Source organism: Sphingomonas oligoaromativorans (assembly GCF_011762195.1).
Lineage (GTDB): Bacteria > Pseudomonadota > Alphaproteobacteria > Sphingomonadales > Sphingomonadaceae > Solisphingomonas > Solisphingomonas oligoaromativorans.
Genome location: NZ_JAASQK010000002.1, coordinates 279,665 through 297,764, shown reverse-complemented (window position 1 = coordinate 297,764; position 18,100 = coordinate 279,665). Strand labels below are relative to the sequence as shown.

The window sequence follows — 18,100 nt, the reverse complement described above, 5'->3', positions numbered from 1 at the left end:
GGGCGGGGGCCAGGTCAAGCCCTCGCGGAAAGCCTCAGACGTTGAGGCGTTCCCGCATTTCCTTGCCCGGCTTGAAATAGGGCACGCGCTTGGCCGACACGTCGACCGGCTCGCCGGTGCGCGGGTTGCGGCCGGTGCGGGCCTCCCGGGCGCGGGTGGAGAAGGCGCCGAAGCCGCGCAGCTCGACGCGGCCGCCGGCCACGAGATGCGCGCTGATCGCTTCGAAGATCACCCCGACGAGCCGCTCCACATCCTTCACAGGCAGGTCCGGGTTGGCTTCGGCCACCCGTTGAACGAGTTCGGAACGGATCATCTTGTCTTACCCTGTCGACCGGCCTCGGGAGCCGCCTGTCGTCCAATTCCATAAAACTGGATCAATGTCACGCCTGTGCAGCATGTGAGATGCTCGGCTTTTTTCCGTGTAATCACAATGCGCACGCCGCGATTCAGGCGGAGGCGGCTGGAACGCTCGGCCGCGCACAAAAAAATCCCCTCCGGCCAGGGGCGGGAGGGGATTTCTTTTCGTTGGCGAAACCATCGCCGGCGTTGCGGCGCCACCCCGAAAGGAGCGGCGCCGGCAAGCCTTACTGGTTCTCCTGACGGGCCTTGAAGGCCTCGCCGAGGATGTCGCCGAGCGACGCGCCCGAATCGGACGAACCGTACTGCGCGACGGCCTGCTTCTCTTCGGCGAGCTGAAGCGCCTTGATCGAGAAGGTCGGCTTCTTGGAGCGGTCGAAGCCGGTCACCATCGCGTCGAACTTCTGGCCGACCTGGAAGCGCTCGGCGCGCTGCTCGTCGCGGTCGCGGCCGAGATCGCCACGGCGGATGAAGCCGGTCGCGCCATCGTCGCCGATCTGCACGTCGAGGCCCGCATCGCCCACCGACAGAACGGTGACGGTGACGGTCTGGCCCTTGTTGACGCCCGAGGTGTTGGCACCGCCGGTCGCGGCACCCGCGCCGGCAACGCCGCCGCGCTCAAGCTGCTTGATGCCGAGCGAGATGCGTTCCTTCTCGGCGTCCACGTCGAGCACGACCGCCTGCACGGTCTCGCCCTTGTGGTGCATCGCAAGCGCTTCTTCGCCGGTCACGCCCCAGGCGATGTCCGACATGTGGACCATGCCGTCCACGTCGCCGTCCAGGCCGATGAACAGGCCGAACTCGGTCGCGTTCTTGACTTCGCCCTCGACGGTCGAGCCGATCGGGTGCTTGTCGGCGAACGCTTCCCACGGGTTCTGCTGGGCCTGCTTGAGGCCGAGCGAGATGCGGCGCTTGTCCTCGTCCACCTCGAGGATGACCACGTCGACTTCCTGCGAGGTCGAAACGATCTTGCCCGGATGCACGTTCTTCTTGGTCCAGCTCATCTCCGAGACGTGGACCAGGCCTTCGATGCCGGCTTCGAGCTCAACGAACGCACCATATTCGGTGATGTTCGTCACGCGGCCCGAGAACTTGCCACCGACCGGATACTTGGCGGCGGCGCCTTCCCACGGATCGCTCTCGAGCTGCTTCATGCCGAGGCTGATGCGCTGCGTCTCGCGGTTGATGCGGATGATCTGCACCTTGACGGTGTCACCGATGTTGATGACTTCCGACGGGTGGTTGACGCGCTTGTAGCTCATGTCGGTGACATGGAGCAGGCCGTCGATGCCGCCGAGGTCGACGAACGCACCGTAATCGGTGATGTTCTTGACGACGCCGTCGATCACCTGGCCCTCGGCCAGCGACTGGATCAGGCCGGTGCGCTGCTCGGCGCGGGTCTCTTCGAGGACGGCGCGGCGCGACACGACGATGTTGCCGCGGCGGCGATCCATCTTGAGGATCTGGAACGGCTGCGGGATGTCCATCAGCGGGGTGACGTCGCGGACCGGACGGATGTCCACCTGCGAGCCCGGAAGGAACGCCACGGCGCCGTTCAGGTCGACGGTGAAGCCGCCCTTGACGCGGCCGAAGATCACGCCCTCGACGCGCGCGGTCTTGGCGAACTCGCCTTCCAGCTTGTCCCAAGCGGCTTCGCGGCGGGCGCGGTCGCGGCTGAGCATCGCTTCGCCGTGCATGTTCTCGACGCGGTCGACATAGACTTCGACTTCGTCGCCGACGGAAAGCTCGGCCTTCTGGCCCGGCGCGGGCGCGAACTCGCGCAGCGGCACGCGGCCTTCGGACTTGAGGCCCACGTCGATGACGACGAGGTCGTTCTCGATGGCGGTGACGGTGCCCTTGACGACGCGGCCTTCGAAGCCGTCAGCGTGACCCAGGGTCTGGTCGAGCAGAGCCGCGAAATCGTCGCGGGTGGGGGTGGCAGAAGTCGCCATATAAAGGTTGCTTCCTATCAATCGTTTCCGGCCATCTGGTTGAATCCAGAGGTCTTTGGCCGAACTGCCGCGGGGGCCGAACACCCGTCGCGGCGTCCGCAGGACCGGGAGCGCGGAGGCATATCTTTCCATGCGAAAAGGGCGCGAGAGGAGGAAGCCCAAGGCCCCCGCTCCGCGCCTGCCACCGCGGGCCTGGCCCGTCGGATCAACCGGATATAGCCGATGGGGCTGGGTGGGGCAAGCTCGGCGGGTGGCGGCGCATCGTAGCGCGCCTCAGGCCTCGGAGCCGACCTTGGTCTGCTCGACGATCTCGATCGCGCGGGCGGTGGCGGCGGCGACGTCGAGGGTGCTGGTGTCGAGCAGCACGGCGTCGTCCGCCTGCTTGAGCGGGGCGATGCCGCGGCCGGAGTCGCGGGCGTCGCGGGCGCGGATGTCCGAGAGGACATGATCGTAGACCACGTTCAGGCCCATGCCCTTCAACTCGTCGAAGCGGCGCTGGGCGCGGACTTCGGACGATGCGGTGACGAACAGCTTGGCGGGCGCTTCCGGCGCGATCACCGTGCCGATGTCGCGCCCGTCGAGCACCGCGCCGCCCGGCTGACGGACGAAGTCGCGTTGCAATTCCAGCAGCGCAGCGCGCACGGAAGGATGCGCCGACACGATCGAGGCGGCGCGGCCGGCGGCCTCGCTCTTCAATCCCGGATCGGAGAGGAGGGCGCTGTCGAAATCGCAGGCGCGGAAGGCATCGCCCTCGTCGGACGGATCACCGCCCGAGCGCAGCACCGCAATGCCGACCGCGCGATAGAGCAGGCCGGTGTCGAGATGCGGCAGCCCGTAATGGCGGGCGAGCGCCTTGGCGATGGTGCCCTTGCCCGATGCGGCCGGGCCGTCGACGGCGATAATCATGCGAGCGCCTCCGCATCCTGCTGGGCGGCGCCGAGCGTCTCCATCAGGTGGATGAACTGGGGGAAGCTTGTCGCGATCGGGGCGCGGTCGTCAACCGTGACGGGCTGCGCCGAGGCCAGCGAGGCGACGGCGAAGCTCATCGCGATGCGGTGGTCCAGGTGCGTTGCGACGGTCGCGCCGCCGGCCAGCGGCGCGCCGCCGGTGCCGTCGATGATGAGGCCGTCCTCGACCTCCTCTACCGTCGCGCCGATCGCGCGCAGCCCTTCGGCCATCACGGTGACGCGATCCGATTCCTTGACGCGCAGCTCTTCGAGGCCGCGCAGCACCGAGCGCCCCTCCGCCAGCGCGCAGGCGACGAACAGCACGGGGAACTCGTCCACCATGCTCGGCACGACGTCGAGCGGCGTGGTGATGCCCTTGAGCTTCGAGGCGCGGACATGGAGGTCGGCGACCGGCTCGCCGCCGACGATGCGTTCGTTCTCGTAGGCGATGTCGGCGCCCATCGCGAGCAGCATCCGGTAGAGGCCGTCCCGCGTCGGGTTGAGGCCGACATTCTCCACCACGATGTCCGAACCCGGCACGATCAGGCCCGCCACCACAGGGAAGCCCGCCGACGAGGGATCGCCCGGCACGACGATATGCTGGGGCTTCAGCTCCGCCTCGCCGTGCAGGCTGATGACGCGCGTGCCGTCCTCCAGCGTCTCGACCGTGAGGTCCGCGCCGAAGCCGGCCAGCATCCGCTCGCTATGGTCGCGGGTGGGAACGGGCTCGATCACGCGGGTGATGCCGGGCGTGTTGAGCCCGGCGAGCAGGATCGCCGACTTCACCTGCGCGGATGCCACCGGTAGGCGATATTCGATCGGCACCGCCGGGCAGGCGCCCCGCACCATCAGCGGCAGGCGGCCGCCGGGCGAGGTGGTGAACTCGGCGCCCATTGCGGAGAGCGGCTCGGTCACGCGGCCCATCGGCCGCTTGGAGAGCGAGGCGTCGCCCACGAAGCTGGTGGTGATCGCATGGCTCGACACGAGGCCCATCAGCAGCCGCGTCGAGGTGCCCGAATTGCCCATGTCGAGCGCGGCCTCCGGCTGGAGCAGCCCGCCCACGCCGACGCCGTGAATCGTCCACACGCCGTCGTCGCCGCGCTCGATCGTCGCGCCCATCGCGCGCATCGCGGCGGCGGTGGCGAGCACGTCCTCGCCTTCGAGCAGGCCCTCGACGCGGCTTGTCCCCACCGCGAGCGCGGACAGCATCAGCGAGCGGTGCGAGATCGACTTGTCGCCCGGAACGGCGACGCGGCCGGCGAGCGGGCGGGTTGCGCTCAGGCGCAGCGGGAGGGCGGGGGCGTGGCTCATCGGCGCGGCTTTTGACAGCGGCGTCCCCCTATGGCAAGGCGCGGGCCTAGCGGCTGTCGGCGGAACTGGCCCGGCGGCTTCCTTCTTCAAGCGATTGGATGTGGACGAGACATGGTGAAGCCTGAATGGGGCACCAAGCGGACCTGCCCGAAGTGCGGCACCCGCTTCTATGATCTGGGCAAGGAAGACCCGGTGACCTGCATCAACTGCGGGATCCAGTGGGAACCCGAGCCGGTGCTCAAGTCCAAGCAGCCGCTGCCGTTCGATGCGCCCAAGCCCGTCAAGGAAGCGAAGGGCGAAGAGGATTCGGATCTCGCCGAGGATCTGGACATCAGCGTCGACGACGAAGAGCCGGCCGACGACGACACCGATCTGGGTGGCGACGACGACCTCGGCGTGGCGACGCGCGAGGAAGAGGACGAGCAGTAAGCTCAGCCCTTTTTCGGGGGTTTCTGCAAAAAAGGCGAACCCCCGAAAAAAGGTGTTGCCAAGGAAAAATCCCTCACCTAGAGGAGCGCTCCCGACGCACTGGACCAGCCGGTCGGGACGAAAATGTGGGGCCGTAGCTCAGCTGGGAGAGCGTCGCAATGGCATTGCGAAGGTCAGGGGTTCGATCCCCCTCGGCTCCACCATTTCCCAAAAAAATCATTGGTTTTCGGGGGTTGATCCCCATCCGAACCTCCGCGAGCGGCGTTTTCCGTTCGGAGCGGACGTCCCTGCGCCATCTGCGGAATGATCTGGCTGGCTCGCGAGGAGCATGGCTGATCCCGCGCGTTCGGTCGCTCTGGCGTCGATCGGAGTGTCCTTCTCCTCTCGGCCGATCCGGCGGCGGGAGAAGGACAACGGGATATCAGAATTCGCGTCGCCGCCCTCAATGGAGCGCAGCCGACGTCATCGCAGGCATCATCGCGGGCCGCGTCCAAGATCCTTCAATGATCTCGAACGGACGCTCCTCACGGGGCAATGTCACCCTGGCGGCATAGCCGTTCTGATCGACGACTTCCGCGACGCCGCCGATGCTCTCGGCCAGGCCGGCAACGATCGGCGAGGGGAGGAGGCGCCGGCCGTTCAGCGCCTTGCGATTGCTGTCGACGACCGTCAGAATGATCGAGCAGCCACTCGTGCGGACGGAAATCTCGATCAGGCCCTCGGCGCAGCTATACAGGCTGTGCTTGAGCGCGTTGGTCACCAGTTCGCTGACGATCAGGCCAAGGCGAAACCGATGCTGTTCGGGGAGCCAGAAACGATCGACGTGCAGGATGACGCCGTCCGTCCGGCCGAATGAACGTACAAGTTTGCGGGCGATCTCATGCACGCGCCCGGCGAAATCGGGCATCTCGAAATTCGTCGCGAGGAGCCGATGCAGCGTCGTCAGCGAAAGCAGCCTGTCCTCGAGCGCTTCGAGCATCGATGCCGTATCGTGCGCGCCCGACTTGCGATTGCACTGGCGGGCAAGCGCGGCGACGATCTGGAAGCTGTTCGAAAAGCGGTGAAGCTGCTCGCGCAGGAGAATGTCCTCGAACATGTCGGGCGCGATGTACTTGGGCGAGAGAATCTGGGTCATGGACGTCCGCTCCGATCGTTGGTGCGCCGATCCCGGGCCAACCGATCGAAGGACCGGGACTCGGCACCGATAAAAGCGAGCGCCGTCGCGCCGCTCGCGGTTGGGAAGCTCGCACCCATGCTGCGGCATATGAGGTTGGCCCGGTAGCGGAGGAACCCCAGAGCGAAGGCGCAACGGTCGTGCAGTTCGAGTGCGATCAGGATCGCCGCCGCGACAGACGCGATCGCCGGCGCCGCGGACATGATGTCCACGCGCGGCGGCATGATCGCCAGGGTTCCCTCCATCGACGTCACCAGCGCAAAAGCGGTGGCGTCGATGGAGAAAGCTGGGTTCCGGCGGAGGTAGCGAGCCATGGCCAGAAACTGACATCGTCCGACCGGCGGCGTGACGTTCGACTGGTGGGAGTCGCGATCACTCAGACGGGTGAGCGATTGCTCCTACCTCCGGCGTGGGCGGGGGGCTCGCCCAATGCCTCTCATCCCCAGCCTGTCCTGAGGCGTCCATATCGGGGGAGCGCCCGAACAGGCTTCTCCTGACGCCGCCAAACAGATCGCACATCCGGCCGAGCAGGGCCGCCACCGCGCTCGATTGGGGCTCATAGGCCAGGCTCGAGGAGAGGGAGAGCGATACCTCGGTGCCCTTCCCAGGCGCGCTGTCGATCCTGAAGGAGGCATTCAGCCGCTCGGCGCGCTCCTTCATGCCGCTCAATCCGAAATGCGGGACGGCGTGCTGTTCGGGCTGCACGCGAAGCCCCTTGCCGTCGTCGACGATCCGAACCTGCAACGCGCGAAGGCCGAATGCGACGATCACCGCTATTCGGGATGCCTCGGCATGGCGACATGCGTTCGACAGAGCCTCGCGCGCTATCTGTCCGATCTCCGTCGAGATTCCACGGCGCAGATCGCGCAAGGCCCCTTCGATTTCGAGGTAGATCCCGATGTCGCAGTCAAGCGACGCATCGTCGATGAACTTGCGCAGCATATCGGGCAGACCATGCTCGTCCACTCGGAGATCGCGGACCCGGTTGCGCCCCTCGACGATGATCTGCTCCCCTCTGTTGAGCGCGCTTTCCAGCCGGGCGCGGAGCTGGTCCTCGCGCGGGAGATTGTTCGCGACTCCCTGAATCCGCAGGAGGAGCCCCTGGAACCCCTGGAGAAGCGTGTCGTGGAGATCACGCGCGATACGCTCGCGCTCGCCCAACCGGACTTCGGTGCGCCGCTGGATGTCCACCGTCACCTGATGGTGCCAGATTCGATAGGCGACCCAGGCGACGAAGGCGGCCAGGAACGCCATCGCGACCTTGAACATCCAGGTCTGAACGAACGTCGGCGGAATCTCGAAGGCGAGCGTGGCGGGCTTGAGGCTGCATCGGGCATCGTTCTCGCAGGCCACGACCGAGAAGCTATATTGCCCCGGACCGAGATCGGTGAAGGAGACCGTCCTCTCCGTGGTCACTCCGCGCCATTGGCGGGCTCCACGGGACAGCTCATAGCGAAAACCGACACGGTCCGGCCGAATGAAGTCCAGCCCGGCAAAGCCGATCTCTATCCGGCGTGGCCGGGTGGGTGACCGCCTGCCCAGCGCGGACAGGAAGCTTTTGCCGTCGGCCAGGACATCCTCGATGACCACAGGCACCGGCTGCCTGGGGGTGGCGGCCGCCTTGGGATCGACCATGAACACATCGCTGAAATTGGTAAACCAGACCCTCCCGTCCGGGGTTTCGTAGGGGTGGTTGGAATATTCGTCGACCGGCGCACCGTCGCCGGCGTCGATCTGGTCCGCGTGAAGCTTGCTGCCCTCGCTCGTCAGGAAGGAGTCGAGCTCGCGCTTGGCGATATGGAGTAGGCCGCAATCGGATTTCAGCCAAAGATCGCCTTTCGCGGTCGTGGTCACGGCCGGGAAGGTCTCACAGGGCAAGCCGTCCGCCACCCCGATCCGCCGCGCGGCGCCGTTCGCCACGACATGGTACAGCCCGTCCATGGTGACCATCCACGCGGAGCCGGGCTTGATCGGAGCAATACCGACGACGTTCGTGTTCGTCGGCATCGGCAGGCGATAGTAGCGCCCGTTTCGGAAAAGCAGCGCGCCGTGATTGACGACGGCGACCCAAAGCCCGTCTCTGCCGTCCGGCGCGAGCTTGTAGATCACCGAGTGATCGACGGCCTCGGGCGTGGGAAAGGCCGCCACCACCCGGCCAGCCCGCATCTGCACCAGCGCGCCCCGCGGCGTCGCGCCGCCATTGTATATGTTGCCCGTCCACACGTTTCCGTCGGGGGTCGCCGCGAGATCCTGCGGCTCGCTCAGGGGAACGTGCAGGTCGTTGCGAACCGTGTGCCTTTCGTTCTCGTAGAAGATGCCGATCCCGCCGACGAGCGACCACGTCCTTCCATCGCTGTCCTGTGCGATGGAGAGCACGTCGGGGCGCGACGACGCATAGGGGGCGGGCGTGAGGAGGCGGCCGTCCCGGAACGCGTCCACTCCGTTGACGTTGCTCACCCAGAGGTCGCCGGTCCGCGTGACCAGGAGATTTCCGGGCCGGTCCGCCGACAAGCCTTCCCGCGAGCCGAAACGCACGACCGGTTGCGCGCGGAACTGATCGATCCCTTCGGTCGTCGTGATCCAGATCGATCCTTCCCGATCCTCGAGGATCGACGTCACGTTGTTGCCCGAAAGTCCATCCGCCTGCGTGTAGTGTTCGGCCTTGCCGTTGATGATCCGCCACAGGCCGGAGCGGAAGGTGCCGATCCACAAGGCGCCCGCCCGATCCCGGAAGAGGCTTTGGCCGTCCATGATCTTCTTCGACGTCGGAATCGTCTGCCACCCGAGCCCATCGGTCTCGAGGTGATATTGATCGCTCGCATCCCGGAGCATCGCATAGACATGGCCTGCCGCGTCCCACACGACCCGCGCGGACCGCATCGGCTTGTGATCGGGATAGTCGAGGCGACTTTCCCGGCCATTTTCGGACAGGCGGCAGACTCCCCTCTCGTTGAACGACAGGATTCCGCCGTGAGGATTCGGCGCCGCGGCAATGCCGGTGCGGCACATCGCGCCATCGGCGACGCCCCGGCAGACGACCCGATCGCCCGCGACATGGCAAATTTCATTGTGCGCCCCGCGCCATCCGAGGTTGCCGATCCAGATCGTGCCGTGCGCGTCTTCAAAGACGGAGGATGGCGACGTCAGCCTCTCCTTGAAGAAGAAGAACCTGCCGTTCCTGTATCGGGCCAGGCCATCATCGACCGAAAGGTAGAGAGTGCCGTCGCGGGCGAACAGCATATTGGAAACGGAATGGTAGGAGTGCGGGCCGCCCGCCCACGGCTGCCAGCGCTGAAACCGCTCGCCGTTGAACCGGTAGATGCCGTCCTGGGCGCCGAACAGCAGATATCCGTCCGGCGATTGCGCGATCGAGAGCGGCGCCGTGCCCAGTCCGTTCAGGCCGACGGTCCAGACCCGGTGCGCATATTGGGTGATCGATCGCTGGGTATCGCGCGCACCGGCCGGCCGCGCCGCGAGCCCGGCTGTGACGAGTATGGCGATCAGGATGAGCCGCGCGAGCGCGATGCACAATCGGCCGAGCGAGATCGGCCATCCCGAGAGCATCCTCTCGAGAGGGTTCCTCCTTGCGCGACGGTGCTTCAAGATCAGCGATCCGCCTTCATGCGCTTCACAATTCGATGATCCGGCGCCGTGCCGCCTGGACGACCGCTTCCGTGCGATCCTTCACGTCGAGCTTGAAGAAGATGCTCCTGAGGTGGGTTTTCACCGTGTCTTCCGCGATCGAGAGGGTGCGGGCGATCGCCTTGTTCGCGGAACCCGCGGCGACGCATCGCAGCACCTCAAGCTCGCGATCGCTGAGCGGCTCCTCGCCGGCGTGGAGCGCGATCTCCTGCGCGATTTCGGCGAGGACGCGTCGTCTCCCGGCGTAGACCTCGCGGATCGTATCGAGCAGCTCATGGCGAAGGCTGCTCTTGAGCAGATATCCCGAAGCACCCGCCTTCAGCGCGCGCGATGCCTGGACATCCCCGTCATAGGTCGTGAGGACCACGATCCTGGCTTTCGGGTGACGCTCGCGAACGATCCGAATGGTCGCTTCGCCATCCTGCCGGGGCATCTGCATGTCGAGCAGCATGATGTCGGGTTGCAGGCGATCATAGCGCTCGACGGCCTCGATCCCGTCCTTCGCTTCGCCGACGATCTCGATGTCGGTCTCCGATGCGAGAAGGGCGATGACGCCCTCCCTCAGCATGGCATGATCGTCGACGACCAGAATCCGTATTGCTGCCATGAGTCCCCACCAATCCAACGCAGGTCTCTCGGAGAGGCGGTCCAATCGGTTACAGGCGAGCGGACGTCGCGCCGTTGGTTCCGCTCACCCATCTGGGTGAGCGGATTGCCCATCGCCAGAGTGTCACGGCCGCAGTGCAATCCGGGGCACTGTGGATCGATGGCGCGCCCTCTCCGTAAATTCCGATCCTATGCAGGCGATACCGCGTCATTGATCCTCAGGGTGTCCCTGGCGGTTACCCTGGCCATTCTCTCCGTCTCGTTCGACACCGTGTCGACGCCGCTTTCGGTTGCCTCGGCGATCCTGGGATGCCTGATCGGCTCCGGCTTCCTGACGCGCGGCGCGGCCGCCGCCAGCCTGGCCTTGATAGCCGCCTCCACCCACGAAGACCCGATCGCGCTTCTGCCGATCGTGGCCGAGGCCGCTTCGATCATGCTCGTCGGTGCGGGCCGCTATTCGCTCGACGAGTTGATCTTCCACAAGCGCCTCTCGGAATGGAGCAACCGCGCATGAGATAGCCCCCCGGCGCCCGGCTGGTGTTCGATCGAGGAGCCTGACCAGGGCGATCCTCCGGGGTCCGCAAAAGGCGACCGTCGGCCCACGACCCCATGACCCGTCGGAAAAATGCCCGCGTCCGTAACCGTTCCACCGGCGGCGGCGAGTAGGGCTGCGCGTGCATTCCGCCCACAGCCGATTTGCGGGTGCCCGGTTGCACGCGGGCGATACCATACGGGGCCTGCAAAGACCCTCGCACCTGGGGAGGGTCTTTCTGAAATGAATTCCGATTGCCTATTCGCGGCGATGGCATATCGCCGTGGCAGGAGCGTTGCGCGGTTGCTGCTTGGGGTCGGCGTGTCGGCCATCCTCGCCGGGACCGCATCCGCGCAGGACAGCGCGGGCGCCCCGGACGCTTCCGAGCGGCCAACGCGAAGTCCGATGGTGGCGCAGCGATCCGTGGCCGGCGAGGCACCACCGGAGGACCGGGCCATCGTCGTCACCGGCTATCGAAAATCGATCGAAGCCAGCCTCGACCGCAAGCGCAGCGCGAACGCCTTCTTCGATGCCATTACGGCCGAGGACGTCGGCAAATTCCCGGACAAGAATATCGCCGACGCGTTGCAGCGCGTCGCGGGCGTCGTGATCGATCGCGACGGCGGCGAGGGGGCGAGGGTCAGTATCCGCGGCCTCTCGTCCGACCTGACGCTGACCGAACTCAACGGCAACTATATCGCGTCCGCCGGCACGTTCAGCGGGAGCGCCGATCCGTCGCGCTCGTTCAACTATCTGCTGCTGCCCGCCAACATGATCGCCAGCGCCGACGTCTACAAATCGCCGGAGGCGCGGCTGGACGAAGGCGGCATCGGCGGCACGATCATCCTGCGCACCCGCCAGCCCCTCGATCTCAAGCCCTGGTCGGGTTTCCTGTCCGCCGAAGGCACCTATGCCGACGTGACCCACAAAGGCGAGCCGAGCTTCTCCGGCCAGCTCTCCTGGCACAATGACGCGGATACGATCGGCTTTCTTGTCGGCGCCACCTACCAGAAGCGCACCGACCGGGAGATGGATGCCGGCACCGAGAGCTGGCAGTGGTGGGCCGACGGCGGTCGCGGCGGGGGCACGCCGGCGACGGACGTGAACGGCAACACCTTCGCCAACGACGGTGCCGTCAAATATTGGTCCGAGAACAAGGGCGAGACCATTGTCGGCGGCACGCACTATAACGGCTATTGGGCGCCGCAGTCGGTCGATGAGGTGGTCAGGATCGACCGGCGCAAGCGGCTCGGCATCCAGGCGACGCTCGAACTGAAGCCCACGGGCAATCTGCATATCACGGCCAATTATTTCCGCTTCCAGCTTGACCACGACACGACCAGCAACACCATCAAGATTCCTGAATGGGGCTATGGCGACGGTCTCTTCACCGACGCCAGGTTCGACAAGAGCGGGACGATCATGCAATCGGCCACTTTCGCCCTGCCGGCGGGAGGGACGGGCTGTCTTGCCAACACGCCGATCTGCACCATGGAAACGCCGCAGATTCAGGATTCCATCTCGAAAGAGAAGGATATTTCAAACACCTTCGACGCCCATCTCGAATGGACGAAGGATCGGCTCCAGGTCGCGGTTGTCGGCGGCTACACCCGCGCGACCGGCGGTCCGTCGCAGGAATTCCACGCCGCCGCCAAGCCAAGATCGACCGGTGTCGTCACGCAGAACGGCAACGGGCTCAGCCAATGGGATTTCAGCGGCGGCAATCTCGTCGAAAGCTTCTCGCCGGACCTTCTTGCCAATCTCCAGAGCGGCATCGCCCAGATCGATCAGGGGCTTCCCTCGACCGGATCGGGCTACACCAACTCGGTCGTCAGCCAGAAATATGCGCAGATCGACGTGACACGACGGTTCGGCGGCATCCTCGAGTCCGTCCAGATCGGCGGCAAATGGCGTGACGGCACGATTCGTCGCACGACCGGCGAACTGGACTGGTATGCCGATCCCGCGACACAGACGCTCTTTCAGGACGGGCCTGCGGGCTCCTACGCGCCGCCCGGCATCTTCCACGCCATCGGCAACATCGACGGCGGCTTCAGGACGAACGTCTTTCCCGCCATCGATATGCGCAAGTTAATCGATTATCTGAACACCACCTATGGGCCGGCCACGAGGGTTCCGCAGGCGCAGAACCGGTACGACATCGATGAACGGATCTGGGCCGGATATATACAGGCCAATTTCAAGGTGGGCGGCACGGTGCGCGGCAATGTCGGCGTCCGCATCGTCAACACCGCGCAATCCGGTGTGTCGACCGATACCGTCTATACCAACACGGACTATTGCGTGGACGGGCCGGGCGGCCCGTTCGACCCGAATGTCCCGCTCGCCGGCGACGGCAATTGCGAGGTGATCCCGCTCGCTCAGCGGCAGATCCGCACCTTCACCGCCAACAACGAGAGGAAGAGCTACACGGACGTGCTGCCGAGCCTCAACGTCGCCTGGAACGTCACGCACCGTCTGATCGTGCGCGGCGCCGTCTCCAAGGTCGTCGCCCGGCCGTCGTTCAACGACCTCGCCTCGGCCCGTTCGCTGACCTTCAACGATGCGCCCTACACCTTCGACCGGCAACAATTCGGCGAGCGTGGCGGCTGGTTCGGCAGCGGCGGCAATTTCGACCTCAAGCCGTTTTCGGCCTGGGCCTATGACCTCGGCGCCGAATGGTATTTCGACCGCGGCTCGGTGTTCGGCGTCTCGCTGTTCCGCAAGGACGTCAGGAATTTCGTTGTGCCGGTGGTCGCCGATTTCGCCCAGACGGTCGGCGGGCAGGAGGTTGTGGTCCAGCAATATTCGACCAATGCCAATGGCGCGAGCGCGGTATCGGAAGGAGTCGAAGTTTATGCGCAGCATACGCTCGACATGGGCCTGGGCGCTCAGGTGAACTTCACCTTCAACCACACCTCGGCGGCGGCCGTGAAGCTTGGCGGTGCCACCCTCGGAACCTCCCCGCTGGTGGGCAGCGCCAAGACCCAATGGAACGTGTCGCTATTCTACGAGAAGCACGGCGTGCTGCTGCGCGCATCCTATAATCGCCGGGGCAACCAGGTCGAAGGCCTCGTGTCGGGCCTGAACTGGTACAACGATCCCTATCAGCAAGTCGATCTGAACGCCCAATATCAACTGACGCCCCGGATCTCGATCACCGGCTCCGTCATCAACCTGACCAAGGAAACCCAGAAGGCGCATCTGGGCAACGACACCGATGCTCGCTTCTATTCGGCCCAATATACCGGGAGGCGGTTCTACGGGGGTGTCCAATGGACCTTCTGAAGGCGCGGGCGCGGATGTCGCTTATGAAGGAGACGTGGACGAACCCGCTCATGTCGCCACATCGGCGATCCGCTTGTAACGGATGCTCCGCTTCCACCGAGCTAAGGTGATCGCGCGCCCGAGGAGGCGATGATCGATCGGCTCGGGCCTTGTCGCGCGGCAAGTTCAAGCGAAAGGATTCCGATGCTTCAAAACTTCAGAGTGGCGGAACAAACCGTTGGCCCGCGAAATACCCTGCTCCTTCTTCGGATCGCGCTCGTCATCGTGTTCCTCTGGTTTGGGTGCATGAAATTCACCCATTATGAAGCCACCGGTAATTCAGGCCTGATCGCCAACAGTCCGTTCATGTCCTGGATGAACACCGCCTTCGGCATCCAGGGGGCGAGCGACGTGATAGGCGTCATCGAACTCGCGACCGCCGCGATGCTGTTCCTCGGCGCTTTCGTGCCCGTGGCATCCGCGATCGGTGCCGCGATGTCGTGCTGCACCTTCGCGATCACGCTGACTTTCTTCGTGACCACGCCGGGCGTGTTCGAGCCGGCCGCGGGCGGGTTTCCCGCGATCTCGGCACTGCCGGGCCAGTTCCTGTTGAAGGATATCGTGCTCCTGGCGGCGTCCCTCAATCTGCTGCTGAACTCGCTCGCGAGCGGCTCGGAACCGCACAAGCGCTGAAGAAAAGGCGCTCGCCCGAGGCATCGATCCGCCTCGGGCCGCGCCGCCGTCGCATCGGCCTGGGCGTGCAGCCGCCCACCCTCGAAGATCGGCGTCAGGACCCTGTCGCCGACCGGGAAGATTCGTCGCCGAGCGGAATCTCCGCTCCCTCAACCCGCCCGGATCGCCCATGCGGTCATTGCTTCAGCACCGGATAGCCGTTCACATAGATCCAGTCGGTCGCCTGCGCCGGGACGTGGCAGCTCTGGCAGTCGTTCTTGTAGTCGGTCGACGTGGTATGCGTCGGATTGCCGGCGTCGAACCAGGACCATCCCCAGCCGTCGCCCCAGAGCGGCTTGCCCGGATGGGAGTTCCTGCTGTCCCTGACCATGACGAACCAGCCCTTGAGCGTGTCGGGATGGCTGACGGTGCCCGTCGTCATGTCGCTGGTCTCGGTCTGGTAGACCTCTTTCACCAGCACCGTTCCGTCGGGGAATTGCTTGGTCTTTCGGTAGGCTTCGGCGGCACCCGGCGATGCATAGACGATATGCATCTCCTTCGAGCCCTTGCCGGAGTCCGCCGCGATCGCCCAGGTGCCGAGCGTCTGATAGGTTGCCCGATAGTCGTTGGGGACGCGCAAATTCGCGCCGGCATCGACCACATTCGTATCCGCCGCCCCGGTGCCGGCGACGGATTTCTCCGCGCCCGTCGCCGGGTTCCGGGTACATCCGGTCGCGAAGAGCAGAGCCAATCCGATCAGGAAAATGTGGTTCGTGGCAAGCGCCGGTCGTTTCATGTTCATGTCGAGCCTCCTGAAGGATTGGCCTCGGACAGGATCGGTCATTTCAGCGAAAGATCGTCGAGCAGCGGGTAGAACTGCGTCCAGACATCGTCTTTCTTGGCGCTCGCCATGTGGCAGGACGCGCATTCCTCCTTCGACTTCGGCATGGCCATGGCGGCCTTCGGTTCGTGGTGATTGAAATTATAATATCCCCAGCCGCCGGTGGCGGCGTAGCGCTTGCTGTCCTTCACGGTGACGTCCGCGCCGTTGTAAGGGCCGGGGAAATAGCCGCGACCCGAAGGCTCGGTCCGTGAGCCGTCGGGATTCTGCGCCGGCAAGGTAAGCTGGAGTTCCTTGAAGAAGATCGTCCCTTCTGGAAACTGGCCGGTCTTCTTGTAGATCGCGTAGGATCCGGGCTCGATATAGACATTATGGAACTCGGGGAAATTGGCCTTCCCGTCGTTCAGCGCGTTGGGCGTGAGCGGCGATCCGAGATACACCCAGGTGCGCCAGTTCTTCGGCAGCAGGAGCGAGCCGTCGGGCGCATATTCCGGCAGATACCGGCCGGTTCGCACTTCGGCCGGAGCCATCGCCCCCGTGCGCGATTGAGCATAGCCGGCAACCGTCACCGTGGCAGCCGCGCTGAGCATCAAAATCGTCCAGGATTTCTGCATCCCAACCTCCTCCACGCCTTCGGTGTTGAGGGGGTTCACGAACGAGATGCGGCAAAGGTTACAACCTCGGCCGCACCTGCGGTCGATTACGGAAAATGCATGATGATTATCCGTTGCGGCCGGTCTCGAAGAGGAACCGGGCGCGGTGGCAGGCTCCGAAGCGCAACGGCGGGGCGGGGCCGCCCGGCTATCGAAGCGCCCGGCGGCGGCCGTCCATCAGGGATTGCCCGCGGGCGCCAGCAGTCCGAAGACCTCCATCGGGCAACCGGCGCAGCGACGCTCGTCACAGAAACGGCATGTCGTCAACGCGGACAGCGCGTCTTCGGGCAACGCCGCCACAATCGCTTCGGCCGCCCGTTCGAGTGCGGAGCAATCCTCGGGTGCGATCCGATCGAGCAGGGGCGTGAGCGCGGCGCGCCGAAGCGCAAGCAGCCTGTCACGCTGCTCGCTGCCGTCCGGCGTCAACGTCAGGCTCATCACCCTGCGATCCGCGGGCGAGGGCCGTTTCTCCACGAGGTTGCGCTCGACGAGACGCTCGACGAGGCGGACCGTGCCGGCGTGTGACAGCCGCAGGACACGGCTTAGCTGATCGATCGACAGGGCCGGCGCATGACCGATCACGGTCAGCGCCGCCGCCGTCTCTCCGCCAAGCGGCATACCCTCGGCGATCGCGGAGCGTATCTGGTCGGACACGCCGAGCGCCAGCGCGCCCAGAAGATTCACCAATCGATCCGATGCGTTCAACGCCATTGCCAACCCGTATCTATGTTCGTATGAATGTATGCATCATGCATATATATGAGGTACACCCCATGCACGATATGAGCAAGTTGAAGAACCTCAAGCATCTCGACCAGGGCGCGCCCGAGGCGATGAAGGCTTTCTGGGCTTTCGACAAAGCCGTCTTCAAGGACGGAGCGATCTCCGAGCTCAACAAGCAACTGATGGCGGTGGCCGTCGCGCTGACGACGCAGTGCCTCTATTGCATCGAGCTCCATACCACGGCCGCGAAGAAGGCCGGCGCGACCAATGCGCAGTTGGCCGAAGCCGCGACGGTCGCCGGCGCGATCCGGGCGGGCGGGGCGATCACGCACGCCGCGCACCTGTTCGAGGATTGAGCGGCCGAGCCGGTTGATACTCTTGCCCGAGGCGGCCCGACACGCGCCGGGCTGCCTCGGGAAGCCCTTATTTCCGCCACCGTGCCAACAGGGCATGGTCGAACCAAAGCGCGGCCCGGAGCCGATGACGGGCATCTCCGTCCCGTGACGTGAGACTCTGGTGAAGAACCGGCGCCGAATCCCGCTTCCTTCCGTTTTCACAGGCCATTGTGCAGCCTGTTCGTAACCGAATCCCGATTGCGGCGTGTTTCGCATTGGACGGTCGATCAGCCCAACGCCCCCCTCCCAAGCCCCGGCCGGTCGATCGTCCACCAGCCGCGACCGGATCGGTCGCTCACCGTGGAAGGAACGCATATGAACAAGCCCGTCTCGATAGCCGCCGGAACCGGCATTCTCGCCACCTCGCTGCTCGGCGCGATCGCCCTTTCGACCGCCGCTCACGCGGGCCCGGTCGCCCAGCCCGCCGGCTCGGAGAAATGCTACGGGATCGCGAACGCCGGCAAGAACGACTGCGCCGCCGACATCCATAGCTGTGCCGGGCAGGCGACCCGGCCGATGGACAAGGCGTCGTTCGTCTATCTGCCGAAGGGCGCCTGCGCCAAGATCGCCAACGGCAGCACGACGGCGGGCAGGTAATG

Annotated in this window: 17 protein-coding genes and 1 tRNA gene; 7 read left to right on the top strand and 11 right to left on the bottom strand. The window is 65.3% G+C overall.

Features of this window, described 5'->3' with window-relative positions:
• Nucleotides 1-34: 34 nt before the first annotated feature.
• The 4 genes from FHS98_RS05465 to aroA all read right to left on the bottom strand — a co-directional run bounded on the left by FHS98_RS05465 (nt 35) and on the right by aroA (nt 4,567).
• Complete coding sequence (locus tag FHS98_RS05465; RefSeq protein WP_019831825.1) at nt 35-313, bottom strand: integration host factor subunit beta; 279 nt, start codon at nt 311-313, stop codon at nt 35-37.
• 271 nt (nt 314-584) lie between these two features.
• Nucleotides 585-2,309 carry a 30S ribosomal protein S1 gene (gene rpsA / locus FHS98_RS05460; RefSeq protein ID WP_167101199.1) on the bottom strand — a complete coding sequence of 575 codons (1,725 nt, stop codon included), beginning with the start codon at nt 2,307-2,309 and terminating at the stop codon, nt 585-587.
• 273 nt (nt 2,310-2,582) lie between these two features.
• The gene (locus tag FHS98_RS05455; RefSeq protein ID WP_167101197.1) at nt 2,583-3,215 is read right to left on the bottom strand and encodes a (d)CMP kinase; all 633 of its coding nucleotides are present in this window, start codon (nt 3,213-3,215) and stop codon (nt 2,583-2,585) included.
• Nucleotides 3,212-4,567, bottom strand: a complete 1,356-nt coding sequence (aroA, locus tag FHS98_RS05450) for a 3-phosphoshikimate 1-carboxyvinyltransferase (RefSeq protein WP_167101194.1) — start codon at nt 4,565-4,567, stop codon at nt 3,212-3,214. The genes FHS98_RS05455 and aroA overlap by 4 nt, the downstream gene beginning before the upstream one ends.
• Before the next feature lie 111 nt (nt 4,568-4,678).
• Here aroA and FHS98_RS05445 point away from each other — a divergent pair, with 111 nt between their 5' ends.
• Nucleotides 4,679-4,996 (top strand): TIGR02300 family protein, encoded by a 318-nt coding sequence (locus FHS98_RS05445; protein ID WP_167101191.1) that lies wholly within the window; start codon nt 4,679-4,681, stop codon nt 4,994-4,996.
• A gap of 127 nt (nt 4,997-5,123) precedes the next feature.
• Nucleotides 5,124-5,199, top strand: a tRNA-Ala gene (locus FHS98_RS05440).
• Nucleotides 5,200-5,438: 239 nt separating this feature from the next.
• On the opposite strand, the gene FHS98_RS05435 is transcribed toward FHS98_RS05440, so the two are convergent.
• The 4 genes from FHS98_RS05435 to FHS98_RS05420 all read right to left on the bottom strand — a co-directional run bounded on the left by FHS98_RS05435 (nt 5,439) and on the right by FHS98_RS05420 (nt 10,419).
• Nucleotides 5,439-6,131, bottom strand: coding sequence for a sensor histidine kinase (locus FHS98_RS05435; RefSeq protein WP_167101188.1), 693 nt, complete (start codon nt 6,129-6,131; stop codon nt 5,439-5,441).
• The gene (locus tag FHS98_RS05430) at nt 6,128-6,484 is read right to left on the bottom strand and encodes a hypothetical protein (RefSeq protein WP_167101185.1); all 357 of its coding nucleotides are present in this window, start codon (nt 6,482-6,484) and stop codon (nt 6,128-6,130) included. The genes FHS98_RS05435 and FHS98_RS05430 overlap by 4 nt, the downstream gene beginning before the upstream one ends.
• A gap of 58 nt (nt 6,485-6,542) precedes the next feature.
• Nucleotides 6,543-9,701: a sensor histidine kinase gene (locus FHS98_RS05425; RefSeq protein ID WP_208402025.1), complete on the bottom strand. Its 3,159-nt coding sequence runs from the start codon at nt 9,699-9,701 to the stop codon at nt 6,543-6,545.
• Between the two features lie 97 nt (nt 9,702-9,798).
• Nucleotides 9,799-10,419, bottom strand: coding sequence for a response regulator (locus FHS98_RS05420; protein WP_167101179.1), 621 nt, complete (start codon nt 10,417-10,419; stop codon nt 9,799-9,801).
• Between the two features lie 159 nt (nt 10,420-10,578).
• On the opposite strand from FHS98_RS05420, the gene FHS98_RS05415 reads away from it, so the two are divergent.
• The 3 genes from FHS98_RS05415 (at nt 10,579) to FHS98_RS05405 (ending at nt 14,910) form a co-directional block, all read left to right on the top strand.
• The gene (locus FHS98_RS05415) at nt 10,579-10,932 is read left to right on the top strand and encodes a hypothetical protein (RefSeq protein ID WP_167101176.1); all 354 of its coding nucleotides are present in this window, start codon (nt 10,579-10,581) and stop codon (nt 10,930-10,932) included.
• Between the two features lie 288 nt (nt 10,933-11,220).
• Nucleotides 11,221-14,238, top strand: coding sequence for a TonB-dependent receptor (locus tag FHS98_RS05410; protein WP_167101173.1), 3,018 nt, complete (start codon nt 11,221-11,223; stop codon nt 14,236-14,238).
• Between the two features lie 129 nt (nt 14,239-14,367).
• Nucleotides 14,368-14,910 carry a YkgB family protein gene (locus tag FHS98_RS05405; RefSeq protein ID WP_481883002.1) on the top strand — a complete coding sequence of 181 codons (543 nt, stop codon included), beginning with the start codon at nt 14,368-14,370 and terminating at the stop codon, nt 14,908-14,910.
• Between the two features lie 175 nt (nt 14,911-15,085).
• Here FHS98_RS05405 and FHS98_RS05400 read toward each other — a convergent pair whose 3' ends face one another.
• The 3 genes from FHS98_RS05400 to FHS98_RS05390 form a co-directional block, all read right to left on the bottom strand.
• Nucleotides 15,086-15,691 carry a cytochrome P460 family protein gene (locus FHS98_RS05400; protein WP_167101170.1) on the bottom strand — a complete coding sequence of 202 codons (606 nt, stop codon included), beginning with the start codon at nt 15,689-15,691 and terminating at the stop codon, nt 15,086-15,088.
• A gap of 38 nt (nt 15,692-15,729) precedes the next feature.
• On the bottom strand, nt 15,730-16,344 hold the full coding sequence (locus FHS98_RS05395; protein ID WP_243847868.1) for a cytochrome P460 family protein: 615 nt from the start codon (nt 16,342-16,344) through the stop codon (nt 15,730-15,732).
• Nucleotides 16,345-16,560: 216 nt separating this feature from the next.
• The gene (locus FHS98_RS05390; protein WP_167101167.1) at nt 16,561-17,094 is read right to left on the bottom strand and encodes a MarR family winged helix-turn-helix transcriptional regulator; all 534 of its coding nucleotides are present in this window, start codon (nt 17,092-17,094) and stop codon (nt 16,561-16,563) included.
• Nucleotides 17,095-17,165: 71 nt separating this feature from the next.
• On the opposite strand from FHS98_RS05390, the gene FHS98_RS05385 reads away from it, so the two are divergent.
• Both FHS98_RS05385 and FHS98_RS05380 read left to right on the top strand, forming a co-directional pair.
• A complete protein-coding gene (locus FHS98_RS05385; RefSeq protein WP_243847867.1) occupies nt 17,166-17,462 on the top strand; it encodes a carboxymuconolactone decarboxylase family protein in 297 nt (98 codons plus the stop codon).
• Nucleotides 17,463-17,816: 354 nt separating this feature from the next.
• On the top strand, nt 17,817-18,098 hold the full coding sequence (locus FHS98_RS05380; protein WP_167101161.1) for a BufA1 family periplasmic bufferin-type metallophore: 282 nt from the start codon (nt 17,817-17,819) through the stop codon (nt 18,096-18,098).
• The last annotated feature ends 2 nt before the right edge of the window (nt 18,099-18,100 follow it).